Source organism: Ohtaekwangia sp., from assembly GCF_036786105.1.
In the GTDB taxonomy this organism is placed as follows: domain Bacteria; phylum Bacteroidota; class Bacteroidia; order Cytophagales; family Cyclobacteriaceae; genus Ohtaekwangia.
The window spans coordinates 69280-84306 of the sequence record NZ_DAIQRQ010000016.1; the positions used below are offsets into that span (position 1 = coordinate 69280).

Genomic DNA, 15027 nt, shown 5'->3' on the forward strand with positions numbered 1-15027 from the left:
CCGGTGAACAAAGTATGGAGCAGTTATTTATAGGCATTTATAATTTTTTCAATAGACGGAAGCCCGTCTTCTGGGTAGTCTTTGTCAGTACGCTGGCATTGATCGGATGGGGTGCGTCACGCATTGAACTGGAAGAAGACATTACCAAATTTTTCCCGGATGATGCACGTGTGGAGAAGCTGAACTATATATTTCGTAACTCCAAATTTGTAGAGCGCGTGGTGGTGATGGTATCGATGAAAGACAGTACCACCCAGCCGCAACCCGACAGCCTCGTAGCGAAGGCCGATACACTTGTAGCGCATATCGAATCGGAGTTGAAACCATTCGTGAAAAAGATCGCGGCGAAGGTAGATGATCAGAAGGTAATGGAAGTCTTTCAGGCCATACAACAAACTCTGCCTGTATACCTGGATGAAAAAGACTATAAGCAGCTCGATTCGATCACGCGCCCTGAAGTAGCACGCGAAGTGTTGCAACGCAACTACCAGCAACTTATATCTCCCTCTGGCATTGTTACCAAGCGCATCATTGTGCAGGATCCCCTTGGGTTTTCGTTTCTGGCGTTAAAGAAATTACAACAGCTTCAATACGATGAAAACTTTGAGTTGTACGATAACTATATCATCACCAGAGACCACCGTCATATATTATTTTTCCTGCAGCCCGCATACCCTCCGGCGGAAACGAAGCATAACTCAGAGTTTGTAGCAGGTCTTCAAAATATAGTAAATAAAACATCGTCTGTGGGCAGTCCGGTAATAGCTTCTTACTTTGGAGCATCTATTGTGGCTGTTGGCAATGCACAGCAGTTACGTAGCGATACCATTATTACCGTTAGCATCATGCTGGTGTTGCTCATGGTGGTAATACTAGGCTTCTTCCGCAAGAAGCGTGTTCCCTTGCTGATGATGGTGCCCGTATTGTTCGGAGCACTATTCTCATTGGCGTGGATCGCCTTACTGCAAGGCACGCTTTCTATACTGGCGCTGGCAGTGGGCGCTATTGTGCTGGGTATAGCGATAAACTATTCGCTGCACTACCTCACCATTCTGAAACACGAGCACAGTGCGAAGCTTGTGATCGAAGAACTGGCCAAACCTTTAACGATCGGCAGTACTACTACCGTACTGGCATTTTTGTGTCTGCGATTTACCAATGCTACCGTGTTGGGAGATATAGGTTTATTTGCCGGTTTAAGCCTGGTGGGCGCAGCGCTGTGCTCGCTGATATTTTTACCTCACCTGGTAAGAGAAGATATTTTTGTAAATCAACCCGCTGCAACGCGCATCGAGCGCATAACATCATTTTCGTTCGAATCGAACAAGTATATAGTGTACGGTATATTTATACTGACACCGGTGTTCTTTTACTTTGCCGGCCGCGTGCAGTTTAACTCAGATATGAGTAAACTGAACTTCATGACGGCAGAAACACAACAAGCGCAGCAACGCCTGGAGACAATTACCAAGTCATCGCTCACCGCGGTATACATAGTGTCGGATGGAAAAACACTGGAATCCGCATTGCGCAAGAACGAACAGGCTATACCCGTGTTAAATGCTTTGAAGTCGGTGGCGCTTGTAACGAAAGTATCATCGGTTTCATCTTTCCTCATTTCCGATTCCCTGCAGCAGCAGCGCATTGCGCGGTGGAATGCATTCTGGACTCCGGAGCTAAAACAGGCGTTGCATAAAGTTGTTTATGAAGAAGGAGAGAAGCTGCGTTTTTCGCCACGCGTACTGCAAAATTTTGATACCCTTATTACACGGCAGTTCAAACCCGCGTTGCCCGAAGAAACACAATCATTGCGGGCCGCATTTTTCGATGATTTCATTATCGAGAAAGAAGGCATTGCTACGGTAATAACACTGGCAAACGTAAAGCCTGAAAATAAAACAGCGGTATACCAGCAACTTGCCAAAACACCTGCTCATGGTGTGGATCGGCAAATGATGACGAACCTGTTTGTAGAATATATACACAGCGATTTTAATTTCATCGTTACGTTCACATCGCTGCTGGTGTTTATGGCACTGCTCATTTCGTATGGGCGCATTGAGCTTACGCTGATCACGTTTGTGCCCATGCTCATTACCTGGATATGGATATTGGGTATAATGGCGTTGGTTGGTATTGAGTTTAATATCATCAATGTGATGGTCTCCACGTTCATCTTCGGCTTGGGAGATGATTACTCGATCTTTACCATGGATGGCTTGCAGCAGGAGTACCGGGCAAACAAGAAAGTATTGCCCACCATCCGAACGTCTATCTTTCTCTCCGCCATCACTACAATCTGCGGTTTAGGTGTGCTCATCTTTGCAAAACATCCCGCATTGAAATCCATTGCTGCTATATCAATAATCGGTATAGTCTGTGTATTTGTGATGGCACAAACCATCATGCCTTTCTTGTTCCGTGTATTAATTACCAACCGTACAGCGAAAGGGTATACACCGGTTACATTCCTCAGTTTCTTCCGTACATTCTTTACGTATGGATTTTTTGTGCTTGGGGCCATACTGCTTACCCTGGTCGGCTCACTGTTGAAGATCATCCCCGTAGGAAGGGCACGGATTAAATTATTCTATCATTCGTTGTTGCGTGCTTGCGCGTGGTTCGTGATTTATGTAGAACCGAATGTAAAAAAGAGAATTATAGGGAAGACTGATGAAACGTTTTCACGCCCCAGCGTAATCATCGCGAATCATGCTTCGTTCCTGGATATATTACTCACCGTGATGCTTCATCCGAAGCTTATATTGTTAACCAACCAGTGGGTGTGGGATTCACCAATCTTCGGAGGTGTTGTTCGCCTGGCGGATTATTACCCGGTGAGCGAAGGTGCAGAAGATAGTGTTGATCGCCTCAAAGACCGTGTGGAGGAAGGATATTCCATTGTAGTATTTCCCGAAGGCTCGCGTTCGCCTGATGGCAAAATGAAGCGATTCCATAAAGGTGCATTTTATTTGGCAGAAACATTTCAGATTCCCATTCGTCCATTGTTGATTCATGGAGCTGGTGATGCTATACCGAAAGGAAGCTTTATACTGAACGAAGGACAGCTTACCCTGAAGTTTTTGCCGGCCATTGAAGCAAACGATTTTCGTTTTGGGGAGAAATATTCACAACGCACAAAAGAAATCAGCCGATATTTCAAAGAAGAGTATAGATCGCTGGCACACGAAATAGAAACTCCGGATTACTTCGTAAAGCGACTGATCACAAACTATATATACAAGGGGCCTGTACTGGAGTGGTATATGCGGGTGAAGCTTCGCCTGGAAAAGAATTATACGCCTTTTGAGCAGCTCATTCCGAAAAAGGCCAATATACTGGACCTCGGCTGTGGTTATGGGTTTCTGTGCTATATGCTGCAGTTTCTGTCGGAAGAGCGAACCATTACCGGTGTGGATTACGATGAGCATAAGATTACTACAGCAAATTATGGTTATCTGAAAACATCACGACTCCGGTTTTTCTGTGGCGATGCCACAACGTTTCCTGTAGAAGGTTATGATGTTATTATCGTTAGTGATGTGTTACATTACCTTTCGGTTGATAAACAGGATGCTTTGCTGACCAAATGTTTTAAAGCGTTGAACCCGGGTGGTATGATCATTATCCGCGATGGCGATGCAGATCTCCGGGAACGACATAAAGGAACACAGCTTACGGAGTTTTTCTCCATCAGGGTGATGAAGTTCAATAAGTCTGAAAACGCACTCAATTTTATTTCAGGTAAGAAATTGCGGCAATTAGCTGCGGATTATGGAATGAAAGTAGATGAGGTAGATGTTACAAAGTTTACTTCCAATGTTATTTTTGTGATCCGGAAAACTGTCCATACGGAGCAGGTAGTAGCTATTGATAATTTACCCCCGGGAAGGTGAAATTGTTTTTGTTTGTATAGACGAATAGATATACGATGCACGAATATGATGTAGTTATTATTGGTAGCGGATTGGGCGGACTCGCCTGTGGTACCATCCTGGCCAAGGAAGGGTACTCGGTCTGTGTTCTGGAAAAGAACAAACAGATCGGAGGTATGCTCCAAACCTTTGCGCGCGACAAAGTAATTTTTGATACGGGTGTACATTATGTTGGTGGATTGAACGAAGGGCAGAACCTTTACCAGTTCTTCAAGTACTTCGGTATCATGGATAAGCTGAAGTTGCGCAAGATGGATGAGGACTTTGTAGACGGATTGATCTTTGGAGAAGATCCAACGGTTTATAAATACCCGCAAGGCTATGATAATTTCATCCGTCAGATGCTGGAATATTTTCCGGATGAAGAGAAAGCCATTCGTACTTACTGCGAGACCATCCAGGATATCTGTAAAAATTTTCCGCTATACAATGTACAGGCGGGCTCCTATACGGATTCTGCCAAAGCGTATCAGACTGACACGCAAATGTACCTTGAATCACTAACGGATAACAAGAAGCTGCAGACCGTACTCGCAGGAACAAATTTACTATATGCCGGCGATGCCTATAAAACACCGCTGTTCGTTCATGCACTCATCGTTAATCACTATGTTGAAAGTTCCTGGAAGTTTGTAGACGGAGGTTCGCAGATCGCACGGCTGCTCGCTCGGGAAATCACTTCCCGCAATGGTAAAGTGATCAAGCATGTGAAGATCGTGAAGCTGAAGGAAGAAGATCGCAGGATCGTATATGCAGAAGCTGAAGATGGAACACGTTACTATGCCAGGACTTTTATCTCGAATGTACATCCACTGAAAACAGTGGAAATGACCGAGAGTCACATGATCAAGAATGCTTATCGTACCCGGTTGAAAAGTCTGGAGAGTACGATCTCCGTGTTCTACGCCAATGTGGTGATGAAGAAAGAGTCACTTCCCTATATCAACAGTAATTACTATTACTTTGCGGAAGAGAACGCCTGGTGTGGTGATAAATATACGGCGGAGAATTGGCCGCGTGGGTATGCGCTGTTCTTTACGCCTTCTTCGCGCTCTCCTGATTTTGCCGAAGGCGTTACCATCATGTCGTATATGCGAATGGAAGATGTGAGCAAGTGGAAAGATACATTCAATACGGTGTCGCATGAAGATACCCGTGGTGACGACTACGAGGCATTCAAGCGCGAGAAAGCCGAGAAGTTGTTCGATCTTGTTGAAAGACAATTCCCCGGCTTTAAGGACTCAATCAAATCGTATACCTGTGCCACGCCACTTTCGGCACGCGACTATATCGGTACAGATGATGGGTCGCTATACGGCTATGCAAAAGATTACCGCGAACCGCTGAAAACATTTATAGCGCCACAAACCAAGATACCCAACCTGTTGCTTACAGGACAAAATATAAACATGCATGGTGTGCTGGGTGTAACGATCAGCGCGATTATGACCTGTTCGCAGCTTATTGGATTGGAGAACCTTATTCAAAAGATTAAAGATGCTCAAAAAGTTAGCTAAGATACTGGCCTGGATGGTTGCCGTGCTGGTGCTGGTCATCATTATCCTGCTGGTGTATGTGCGCAGTGTAGCAACGGTAGATACACCCGTACCAACTTCGCTGGCTATACTCGATGTTAAAGTAGAACAGCCGGATTCGGGATTATATACCATCGGCAATAACTGGTTTCGAAAAAGCGAGAGTGGATTGTATGAACTCTATGTAGAGGGAACACCGTTTGAACGAGGGGTTATAAATGGAAAGCTTACACACGACCTGGTGCAGTATCAGGAAGAAGTATTTACCGGCCAGCTTCATCAACTCGTGCCTTCTGATTTTTACCTGAACATCCTGAAATATTTTGTAGGATGGTTCAATCGCGATCTTGACAAGCACGTATCCGATGAATATAAATTCGAGATATATGGTATATCGCAAGCAGCATCGCACGAGTTTGACGATATAGCCCCACCGTATCAGCGCATACTCAATTATCATGCAGCACATGATATAGGGCATGCTTTACAGAATATGTCGCTTGTAGGGTGTACATCTTTTGCTTCCTGGGATTCTCAATCGGAAGACAGTACGCTGATCATCGGACGTAATTTTGATTTTTACGTAGGCGATGATTTCGCCCGCGACAAGATCATTGCATTCTATAATCCTGACAAAGGGTATAAATTCATGATGGTAACTTTTGGCGGAATGACCGGTGTGCTGTCGGGAATGAATATGGCAGGCCTGACCGTAACGCTCAACGCTGCCAAATCAGATATACCTTCGGCTTCTGCAACGCCGGTTTCATTGGTAGCGCGTGAGATATTACAGTATGCATCAACGATCAAAGAAGCGTATGCTATTGCAGAAAAGCATAAAATGTTTGTAGCAGAGTCTTTCCTGATCGGCTCTGCCAAAGATGGGAGGGCAGCCCTCATTGAAAAAACTCCGGATGGTATTGATTTCTATGAGTCCGGCGGTGACCAAATTATAAGCACCAATCACTTTCAGGGAAAGGTATTAGGGCAAACAGAACTTAATAAAGAGCACATGCGCACCAGCGCTTCTCCTTACCGGTATAAACGTGTAGAGGAATTGCTGAAAGAGAATGGCAAAAATTCCGTACTGAAAACAGCTGCAATTCTGCGAAATCAAAAAGGATTAGGGAATGCGAATATAGGCATGGGGAATGAAAAACTGGTGAATCAGTTGGTGGCGCATCATGGTATAATTTTTCAGCCGGAGAAACAGCTTGTATGGATATCAACTGCCCCCTGGCAACTGGGTAAATTTGTGTGTTATGATTTGAATAAAGTGTTTGCAAAGAAGATGACGAAGAACGAAGAGGTATACGAAGCATCGCTGGCCATACCTGCCGATTCCTTCCTGAATACACCAGACTATAAAAGCTATAGTAAGTTTCATTCCTATCGTTTCCCGTTCAACCCGAGAGCTGATCTGCAGCCCGATAGTATAGTAAAGTGGAATCCGGAATCGTATCACGCCTATATGCTGGCTGGAGATTATTACCTGAAACACGAACAATACAAAGAAGCAGTTGCAGCGTATCGGCAAGGACTTACCAAAGAAGTGGCAACGCTGCAGGAGAAAGAGCACATGGAGCGCAATCTGAAAACCGCAGAGGAGAACCTGAAATGATTGTAGGCACCGGCATCGATATTATAGAAGTGGAGCGTGTAGAGGAGCGCGTAAGCCGGAACAATGGTTTTACGGAAAAAGTATTTGCTGCGGCAGAGATCGCATTTTGCGAGGGAAAAAAGAATAAAGCAGAACACTACGCGGTACGCTTTGCAGCGAAAGAAGCTTTTCTGAAAGCAACCGGTAAAGGATTGCTGGCCGGACATGATCTGAATGAAATAGAAGTGGTGGCCGATGATCTGGGAAAGCCCGGAATTATACTTCACGGTAACTTTCGCGAGCAGGCAGTACTAAACAATTGGAATAAAATACATGTATCACTCTCGCACGTCAAGGAAATGGCGTGTGCAGTAGTTATTATTGAGCAATGAAACACATCCCGGAAATTGAATTAAAGTCGAAAGAAGAGATAAAGAGCTTTCAGGAGACGAAGCTGCAGGAATTACTGCAGTACCTGCAGCAGCATTCGCCATTTTACCAGCAGCATTTTGCAAAGCATGGTATAGCAATAGCATCTGTAAAGAAACTGGAAGACCTGACGCAGATACCTGTCACTACAAAAGATGATCTGCAGCAATTTAACTGGAACTTTTTATGTGTGCCGAAGAGCAAGATTGTAGAGTTTGCCAGTACATCAGGCACGCTGGGTAAACCGGTAACTATACCACTTACCGATAACGATCTTCACCGTCTTGCCTACAATGAATGTATATCTTTTGCCTGCGCCGATGGTACATCTGATGATCTATACCAGCTTATGTTGACACTCGATCGTCAGTTTATGGCGGGTATAGCCTACTATGAAGGTATACGGAAGCTGGGTGCCGGCTTGGTTCGGGTTGGTCCCGGGTTGCCGGCCATGCAATGGGAAACGATACAACGCCTGCAGCCTACTACACTTGTGGCCGTGCCATCATTCATTGTAAAGCTGATTGAATATGCGCGTCAGAATGGTATAGATCCTAACATGAGCTCCGTAAAGAAAGCGATCTGTATAGGAGAGGGGCTGCGCAACGAAGCATTCAACCTGAATGTAATCGGTAAGCGAATAACCGATGCGTGGGATATTAAACTTTATAGCACCTATGCTTCCACTGAAATGCAAACAGCTTTCACGGAATGCTCGCAGGGTATAGGTGGTCACCATCATCCGGAATTATTAATACTCGAAGTATTGGATGAACAGGGTATGCCTGTAAAACCGGGTGAAGCCGGAGAAGTTACCATAACAACCCTGGGTGTAGAAGCCATGCCTTTACTGCGTTATAAAACAGGAGATATAGCAGTTGCTTACACCGGGCCTTGTGCGTGTGGAAGAACAACGCAACGTCTTGGCCCTGTGCTGGGGCGCAAGCAGCAACTGATTAAACTAAAAGGAACAACGATATACCCGCCTGGTGTATTTGAGTTGCTGAACGATATGTCGTCCATTCGCGATTATGTAGTGGAAGCATCCACCGGCGAACTGGGAACGGATGAACTCAAATTACATATAGTAGTGAGTGAAGATATGAAGGATGAAATTCGCCAGCGATTGTCAACCGTGTTTCAGTCCCGGCTCAGAGTAGTTCCGGAAATATACTTTGCTACACCACAGGAGTTAGAGAAGCTTCAGTTCGGAAAGATCGATCGCAAGATCAGGAAGTTTATTGATAACCGTTAATTGTTACACGTTATCAGGTGAAAAGCCCATTAACGGTTAACCGGTAACTGATAACGGATAACGGAAAAAAGAAAAGGTGCCACCCCACCTGGGTGCCACCTTAACTCTACTCTAACCTACCTGTCTGAGCAATTAAATTTAACCTAACCTACTACTTTTTCTAACTCATCAATTTTAGCCTGAGCTTCAGTTTTTCCGAGTGATAAGGAGAGCTTATACAACTCGAGAGCTTCACGCTGTGTTTCTTTCTTTTTCTTGGGAGCAAACTTGGTACGTGCTGCTGCAGTTTCCAGAGCGGCTGCCTGCGCATAGTACATATCTGCCTGGGTTTTGTTAGCCTGAGCGTTGATCTCGATTACTTTGTTTTCGAGGTTGGCAACATCCTGTTCGCGCATTTTGATCACACCTTCATGTTGTGCGATGGTTGAATCGCGTTGTGAAACAGTGCTGGCCAGTTGCTGGTTTTCACCACGCATTTTTTCAACTTCCTGTTGTAAGGAAGCAATTTGCTGTGTGCTTACTTCGAGGTCGTTTTTCAAACGCTTGATCGTGGCATTGTAACCTGCAGAAGCATTCTTGGAAGTTTTAACAGTTTTTTCAAGTTCTGCAATCTTGGCTTCTGTTTCCTTGATGTGACGGTTAATGCCTTGCAAACGGCTCTTATAGTCTTTGTAAGATGTACCTTCTACCACATCTGTACGGAGCAATTGACGACTTGCATCGATAGAATCGATCAGAGCACCAACTTCGTCAAGTGTTGCTGCAGTTTGCTGACTCATTTGCAATTCAGTACGCAGAGAGTCAACCTGGGCCCGGAGTTGTTCCTTTTCTTTGGTACCACAACTCCAAAGCATACCTATAACGGGTAGCGCAAATACTATTCTTTTGATCATAGCCATATTTGTTTAGTTTCTGCTCATCCCCCTTTCAAACTTTTGGACAATCTTTTTCGAAGATTCCGGAATCAGGGATAAACTGCATCTAATAGCGATGACGATACGTGTACGGGCTTTAATCAGCTAAATGCAAGAAAAGGCCAATTCAGCTTTTCTGTGTAAACATTACCCACATTGAGGAAAATCATCAGAAAAAAGAAGGGCAACACCCCACGGTGCTGCCCTTAAAACGGCCGGATTATAAGTATATATCTTATTTCGTTTCTTTTGCGATAAGCTTGCCGAGCTCTTTGCCAGACTTGGCATAAGCTTCCTGCAGGCGCACACCCGTTTCGAAGTCCATACCCATAGCCTGATAGCCCAGTGCTTTGATGATGGTGATTTTCGCTATTACTTTAGAAGGGTTGGCAGTTTCTACTATTGTTGCTTCTGCATCGATATAAGCAGGCTTGCTGGCAACACCTACGTTGAACCCAACCTCAGTACGGGTAGTGTGGAAGATGATCGTGTACTGAGCTTTCTCATCCACAGAAGACATCTCAGAGTATTTGGCAAACAACTCGCGGAATTGTGGCTCAAAGCGCTCTTTGCGATCTGCATACCAGGCTTGTTCGAACTTACTGCCACGACCAGCTTCTTTTTCATCAAGTTCTTTTTTTCTCTTCTCGATGTATTCCTTTTCAGGGATACCTTTTCCGCCGATCAACATGTCGTCATAAGTAAACTGCGTGTTCACCGACTTTTGGCCTTTTAAGGGGGCGAGGCTTCCTTCAACGATTTTAATTTTCTGGGCGTACCCGGCTAGTGACAGGGCCAGTAAAGAAATCGTAAAAATTTTCTTCATCATAACAGTTAGATTTTTTTGAATCCATGAAGAAAGCAAAACTTCTGTGCTTATCACAATAAATCTTCTGTCAAATAATTGTTATTTTCTTCGCAACGTACAGGGCAGGCGGCTAAATATCCGGAAGAGCCAACCAGTCGGATAGTCTTCGGGTGGAATGCAAAACACCATCCTATAACAATGCCTCATAACGATATTGAAGACGCCCTATACAACCACCACAGCCGGATGTAGATGAAATCCCGAATATCTTATACATGAAAGCTGTTATAGTTAATCGGGCTTCGTTACTTTTATGATCTACTTGCTCTACCATGAATAAGCCTACTGCTGCTTTTATTTTTTGCCTGCTGTATACACAGGCTGCTGCCCAGGTTAAAAATATAACCATTGGTGTAATTGAAGGTTTGAATGCCCGCGCCAGCATTGCCGCTAGCCAGAGAGATAACAAGATACAAGCGGCCGCTATTGGAAATATAGTATACTTCTCTGCCGATGGCGGGAACACGTGGCAGAAATCATCGATAACGTTTAAGGAAGGTAGCAATGCTATTCTTGCATCCGATAGCAAAGGAGGTGTTTATTACCTGTTGCAGGCAACCGAAGGGGGCGTAAACCGCATCTGGTGCTATACCTCAGACGATGGCGGCCAGCATTGGGATGAAGGAAATGCTATCAATGCTGCATCTGCCAAAGATCAGATCAACCCCAATGTAACGTTTGACGACAAGAATAATCTCTACGTTACCTATACGCAATTCGATAAATATACCAGTGCAGATCCCAATTGTCTTTCTACCATACAACTCGTGCAATCATCCAACGGACGGAAGTGGGGGGAGCCGCGTGAACTATCGCAAACGCCCGGAAATTGTAATGATGATCAGAACACAGCCCTCGGGCCGATGGCAGCCATTAGCCCGGATGGAAAAGAGTATTGCATCTGGGCTAATCAAAGCAAGATATTTCTCGACCGTTCTTTTAATGGAAAACAATGGCTTACGAATGATATAGCCATTGCACGGCTATCGGAAAGATGCAAGGGTGAACAAGGAGCGAACCGCTGCTTCACAGCACCGGTGTTTTTAATCGACAAAAATAAAAAAGGGAGTCATGGTTCTCTCTACATGACGTGGAGCGACTGGTTGCAAGATGATCGTGATGTGTGGTTTCTGCGCTCGCATAACTTTGGTGATAACTGGTCTACCTTGCAAAAAGTAAACGAAGATGTACAGGGTATACATCAGTATAATCCCTGGATGGCAGTGGACCATACCACAGGCTATATCTATATTTTATATTTTGCACAGAATAAAGAAGATGGTATAGATGTATACCTGGCACACTCGATTGATGGAGGTAATACATTCAAGAATACTAAAATCAGTGAGTCATCTTTCAAAACAAACAACCCTACCGCTGCAAGCTGCTATATATCGGCTCACAAAGGCCTGATCACGGCAGCCTGGACACGCTATGATAGCGACAAAGGTACTTTGCTCACAGCAACCCTCAAGCAGGAAGAGCTTATACCTGCTGGCAGCGCGAAGCCAGTGAGTAAGCGATAGCCGTTGCCTGTTAATTGTTATCCGTTACAGGTTGCCAGCGATTTTATGTACAGTCGGATAGTCTGCCCGGTTTGGTATAGTAATCAAGTGGAAACACCTTACATTACTGATAACGTATAACAATTAACGGATAACTGATAACGGTTAACAATTTTTCCCGTCAACATCGCAAGCCTGGCCGGCTGCAATTTCTTTTCCTGCATCTTTTAATACCTGTACAAATGTTTCAGAGGCTTGTGCTCCGGATACACCATACTTGTTATTGATGATATAGAAAGGCACGCCGCTAATGCCTAGTTTATACATTTCCTGCTCATGCAAGGCTATCTGAACCTGGGCTGCTTCATCGGATAAAACTTTCTCTACTTCAGCTTTGTCGATTCCGGCTTGTACGGCCAGTGCTATAAGATTTGCATCGCTGGAGAGATCAACACCGTCTGTAAAGTAAGCTTTGAACAAAGACTCAATTACATTCAACTGCAAGCCTCTTAATTTAGCAAGCTGTGCAATCGCGTGAGCCTTGCGCGTGTTGGGAGATACTTTTTGCTTATCGAAGTTGAAGGCAAGACCTTCTGCAGAGGCAACCTGTGTTGTGTGGCCGGTAATCTGCTCGTAGCGATCTTCGCTCCCGAATTTTTCACTGAGGTAAGCCCGCTGGTCAGTGCCGGAGACGGGCATGTTCGGGTTAAGTTCAAATGGATGATACTCTATTTCGAAATCGTATTCGGACGACAGTTCATTCAAAGCTTTTTCTAATCTGCGTTTGCCAATATAGCACCACGGGCAGACTACATCTGATACTACATCGATTTTTACCGTAGGCTTGTTCAGTATTGTTAATGGCTTGTTCATTGCGTTATTAAGGTTTCAATGCCTAACAGGAATATAGCATCATTAGTTCGGAGGTTGTTTTAAGGGCAAGCCACCCATGCTAATCTCTGTTTCTTAAGGCCTGTGAATGTCAAACCTTTATTGTACTTTTGGGTTCCAGTTAAGAAAATCATACAAAAATGACCGTAGACGAAAAACTCAAATTCAAGGTTAAAGACCTTTCCCTGGCTGCCTGGGGACGTAAAGAAATCAAGTTAGCAGAAGCTGAAATGCCCGGCCTGATGGCCCTCCGCGAGGAGTTCGGAAAGCAGAAGCCTTTGAAGGATGCTCGCATCGCCGGCTGTTTGCACATGACTATCCAGACTGCCGTGTTGATTGAAACACTGGTTGAGCTGGGTGCTCAGGTATCATGGTCTTCCTGTAATATCTTCTCTACACAGGATCACGCTGCTGCTGCTATCGCTGCTGCCGGTATTCCGGTATATGCCTGGAAGGGTATGAACGAGAAGGAATTTGACTGGTGTATTGAACAGACGCTGTATGCCTTTCAGGATGGCAAGCCTTTGAATATGATCCTCGATGATGGTGGCGATCTTACCAATATGGTATTGGATCGTTATCCTGAACTGGTGGCTGGTATACGTGGTATATCCGAAGAAACTACTACAGGCGTACACCGCCTGGTGGAGCGCATGAATAACGGCAAACTTCCGTTGCCTGCTATTAACATCAACGACTCGGTAACAAAATCAAAGTTCGATAACAAATACGGTTGTAAAGAATCTTGCGTGGATGCTATTCGCAGAGCAACCGATGTGATGATCGCTGGTAAAGTAGCGGTAGTAGCTGGCTACGGTGATGTAGGTAAAGGTTCTGCAGCATCGCTGCGTGGTGCCGGTGCCCGTGTAATCGTAACAGAGATCGATCCTATCTGCGCACTGCAAGCTGCTATGGACGGCTATGCTGTGAAGAAGATGGATGACGCTGTAAAAGAAGCTGACATCGTAGTTACCGCTACGGGTAACTTCAACATCGTGGTAGATCGTCATTTCGAAAGCATGAAAGATAAAACCATTGTATGTAACATTGGTCACTTCGATAATGAGATCGATGTAGCATGGTTGAATAAGAACGCTACGAAAGACGAGATCAAACCACAAGTTGATCTGTATACCTTGAAAAATGGTCGTCAGGTAATTCTGTTGGCAGAAGGTCGCCTGGTGAACCTCGGTTGCGCTATGGGCCACCCTTCCTTCGTAATGTCTAATTCATTTACGAACCAGACGTTGGCGCAAATAGAACTTTGGAACCATGCCGATAAGTATGAGAACAAAGTATATATGCTGCCCAAGCACCTGGATGAAAAAGTTGCTAACCTTCACCTGAAGAAAATTGGTGTGGAACTCGATGTTCTTTCCGATGCTCAGGCGAAATATATAGGTGTAGAAGTAAAAGGTCCGTTCAAACCGGATTATTACAGGTACTAAGAATTGAAGAAGTATATATAGAAGGCCTGCAGTTTCCGCTGCGGGCTTTTTTGTTGCATTACATTCAACCTGAGGAGATGCAAACCTATAAAAGACATCGATAAGTCGCCTATACGCGCGGCTTCCCGCGCATTGACTTCCGGTTTGCTTTGCTATCTTTGAACGCTTACTTAAACTGTACAATATGAAAGTAATTATATATGGCATCCTGGCATCATTCATTGTTATTACAGGCTTTAAAAGCGATGAACAGGGTGAGAACATTGAGTTTGCGTGCATGAAAACACACAAGGCATCCAACACCTGTCATTTCAACTTCAAGGTAGACGGAGCCAAGTACCGCTATGTAGATATAGGCTGCAAGTTCAGCAAGAAGCGCGATGAGGTAATCAAGAAAGCTAAAGAAGGAACCATTGCTCTTTCAAAAGATTGGAAGATAGAATGCCCCGAGGTAAAGGAAGAGCCAACGAACTAGGAGCTGTTACAGGTTAATTGTTACACGTTAATCGCTATACGTTAATCGTTAACCGTTCATAGACTGATATTGATTAAATTTCCCCATTCTGAAGCTATTGGGACAGAATACGCAGATAGATGTAAAGGCTCCTGCAGGATTTTTCGGATAACGAATAACGTGTAACTGCTAA

The 15027-nt window shown here is 44.6% G+C and carries 11 protein-coding genes; 8 read left to right on the forward strand and 3 right to left on the reverse strand.

The features are described from left to right. The first annotated feature begins 14 nt into the window (after window positions 1-14). The 5 genes from V7Q33_RS09770 to V7Q33_RS09790 are packed head-to-tail and all read left to right on the forward strand — an operon-like array spanning window position 15 to window position 8754. Entirely contained in the window at window positions 15-3896 is a 3882-nt protein-coding gene (locus V7Q33_RS09770) for a 1-acyl-sn-glycerol-3-phosphate acyltransferase (protein ID WP_333819723.1), read from the forward strand. Window positions 3897-3931: 35 nt separating this feature from the next. Beyond that, window positions 3932-5452, forward strand: a complete 1521-nt coding sequence (locus V7Q33_RS09775; protein WP_331977712.1) for a phytoene desaturase family protein — start codon at window positions 3932-3934, stop codon at window positions 5450-5452. After that, on the forward strand, window positions 5433-7091 hold the full coding sequence (locus V7Q33_RS09780) for a C45 family peptidase (protein WP_333819724.1): 1659 nt from the start codon (window positions 5433-5435) through the stop codon (window positions 7089-7091). The genes V7Q33_RS09775 and V7Q33_RS09780 overlap by 20 nt, the downstream gene beginning before the upstream one ends. Then, window positions 7088-7462 (forward strand): holo-ACP synthase, encoded by a 375-nt coding sequence (gene acpS / locus V7Q33_RS09785; RefSeq protein WP_333819725.1) that lies wholly within the window; start codon window positions 7088-7090, stop codon window positions 7460-7462. The genes V7Q33_RS09780 and acpS overlap by 4 nt, the downstream gene beginning before the upstream one ends. Next, entirely contained in the window at window positions 7459-8754 is a 1296-nt protein-coding gene (locus tag V7Q33_RS09790; protein WP_333819726.1) for a phenylacetate--CoA ligase family protein, read from the forward strand. Before acpS ends, V7Q33_RS09790 begins: the two co-directional genes overlap by 4 nt. Window positions 8755-8897: 143 nt before the next feature. On the opposite strand, the gene V7Q33_RS09795 is transcribed toward V7Q33_RS09790, so the two are convergent. Continuing rightward, window positions 8898-9647: a hypothetical protein gene (locus V7Q33_RS09795; protein ID WP_331977720.1), complete on the reverse strand. Its 750-nt coding sequence runs from the start codon at window positions 9645-9647 to the stop codon at window positions 8898-8900. A 256-nt stretch (window positions 9648-9903) separates the two neighbouring features. Further along, entirely contained in the window at window positions 9904-10497 is a 594-nt protein-coding gene (locus V7Q33_RS09800) for a hypothetical protein (RefSeq protein ID WP_331977722.1), read from the reverse strand. A gap of 311 nt (window positions 10498-10808) precedes the next feature. On the opposite strand from V7Q33_RS09800, the gene V7Q33_RS09805 reads away from it, so the two are divergent. Then, window positions 10809-12062 (forward strand): sialidase family protein, encoded by a 1254-nt coding sequence (locus tag V7Q33_RS09805; protein ID WP_333819727.1) that lies wholly within the window; start codon window positions 10809-10811, stop codon window positions 12060-12062. A gap of 144 nt (window positions 12063-12206) precedes the next feature. On the opposite strand, the gene V7Q33_RS09810 is transcribed toward V7Q33_RS09805, so the two are convergent. Continuing rightward, a complete protein-coding gene (locus V7Q33_RS09810) occupies window positions 12207-12914 on the reverse strand; it encodes a DsbA family oxidoreductase (protein ID WP_333819728.1) in 708 nt (235 codons plus the stop codon). A 158-nt stretch (window positions 12915-13072) separates the two neighbouring features. On the opposite strand from V7Q33_RS09810, the gene ahcY reads away from it, so the two are divergent. Continuing rightward, window positions 13073-14380, forward strand: coding sequence for an adenosylhomocysteinase (ahcY, locus tag V7Q33_RS09815; RefSeq protein WP_331977728.1), 1308 nt, complete (start codon window positions 13073-13075; stop codon window positions 14378-14380). A 184-nt stretch (window positions 14381-14564) separates the two neighbouring features. Next, window positions 14565-14855 (forward strand): hypothetical protein, encoded by a 291-nt coding sequence (locus V7Q33_RS09820; RefSeq protein WP_333819729.1) that lies wholly within the window; start codon window positions 14565-14567, stop codon window positions 14853-14855. Window positions 14856-15027 lie beyond the last annotated feature (172 nt).

Bases quoted from the DNA above. Each gene is read 5' to 3' on its own strand.
- V7Q33_RS09770 (WP_333819723.1), top strand. From the start codon at position 15: ATGGAGCAGTTATTTATAGGCATTTATAATTTTTTCAATAGACGGAAG.
- V7Q33_RS09775 (WP_331977712.1), top strand. From the start codon at position 3,932: ATGCACGAATATGATGTAGTTATTATTGGTAGCGGATTGGGCGGACTC.
- V7Q33_RS09780 (WP_333819724.1), top strand. From the start codon at position 5,433: ATGCTCAAAAAGTTAGCTAAGATACTGGCCTGGATGGTTGCCGTGCTG.
- acpS (WP_333819725.1), top strand. From the start codon at position 7,088: ATGATTGTAGGCACCGGCATCGATATTATAGAAGTGGAGCGTGTAGAG.
- V7Q33_RS09790 (WP_333819726.1), top strand. From the start codon at position 7,459: ATGAAACACATCCCGGAAATTGAATTAAAGTCGAAAGAAGAGATAAAG.
- V7Q33_RS09795 (WP_331977720.1), bottom strand. From the start codon at position 9,647: ATGATCAAAAGAATAGTATTTGCGCTACCCGTTATAGGTATGCTTTGG.
- V7Q33_RS09800 (WP_331977722.1), bottom strand. From the start codon at position 10,497: ATGATGAAGAAAATTTTTACGATTTCTTTACTGGCCCTGTCACTAGCC.
- V7Q33_RS09805 (WP_333819727.1), top strand. From the start codon at position 10,809: ATGAATAAGCCTACTGCTGCTTTTATTTTTTGCCTGCTGTATACACAG.
- V7Q33_RS09810 (WP_333819728.1), bottom strand. From the start codon at position 12,914: ATGAACAAGCCATTAACAATACTGAACAAGCCTACGGTAAAAATCGAT.
- ahcY (WP_331977728.1), top strand. From the start codon at position 13,073: ATGACCGTAGACGAAAAACTCAAATTCAAGGTTAAAGACCTTTCCCTG.
- V7Q33_RS09820 (WP_333819729.1), top strand. From the start codon at position 14,565: ATGAAAGTAATTATATATGGCATCCTGGCATCATTCATTGTTATTACA.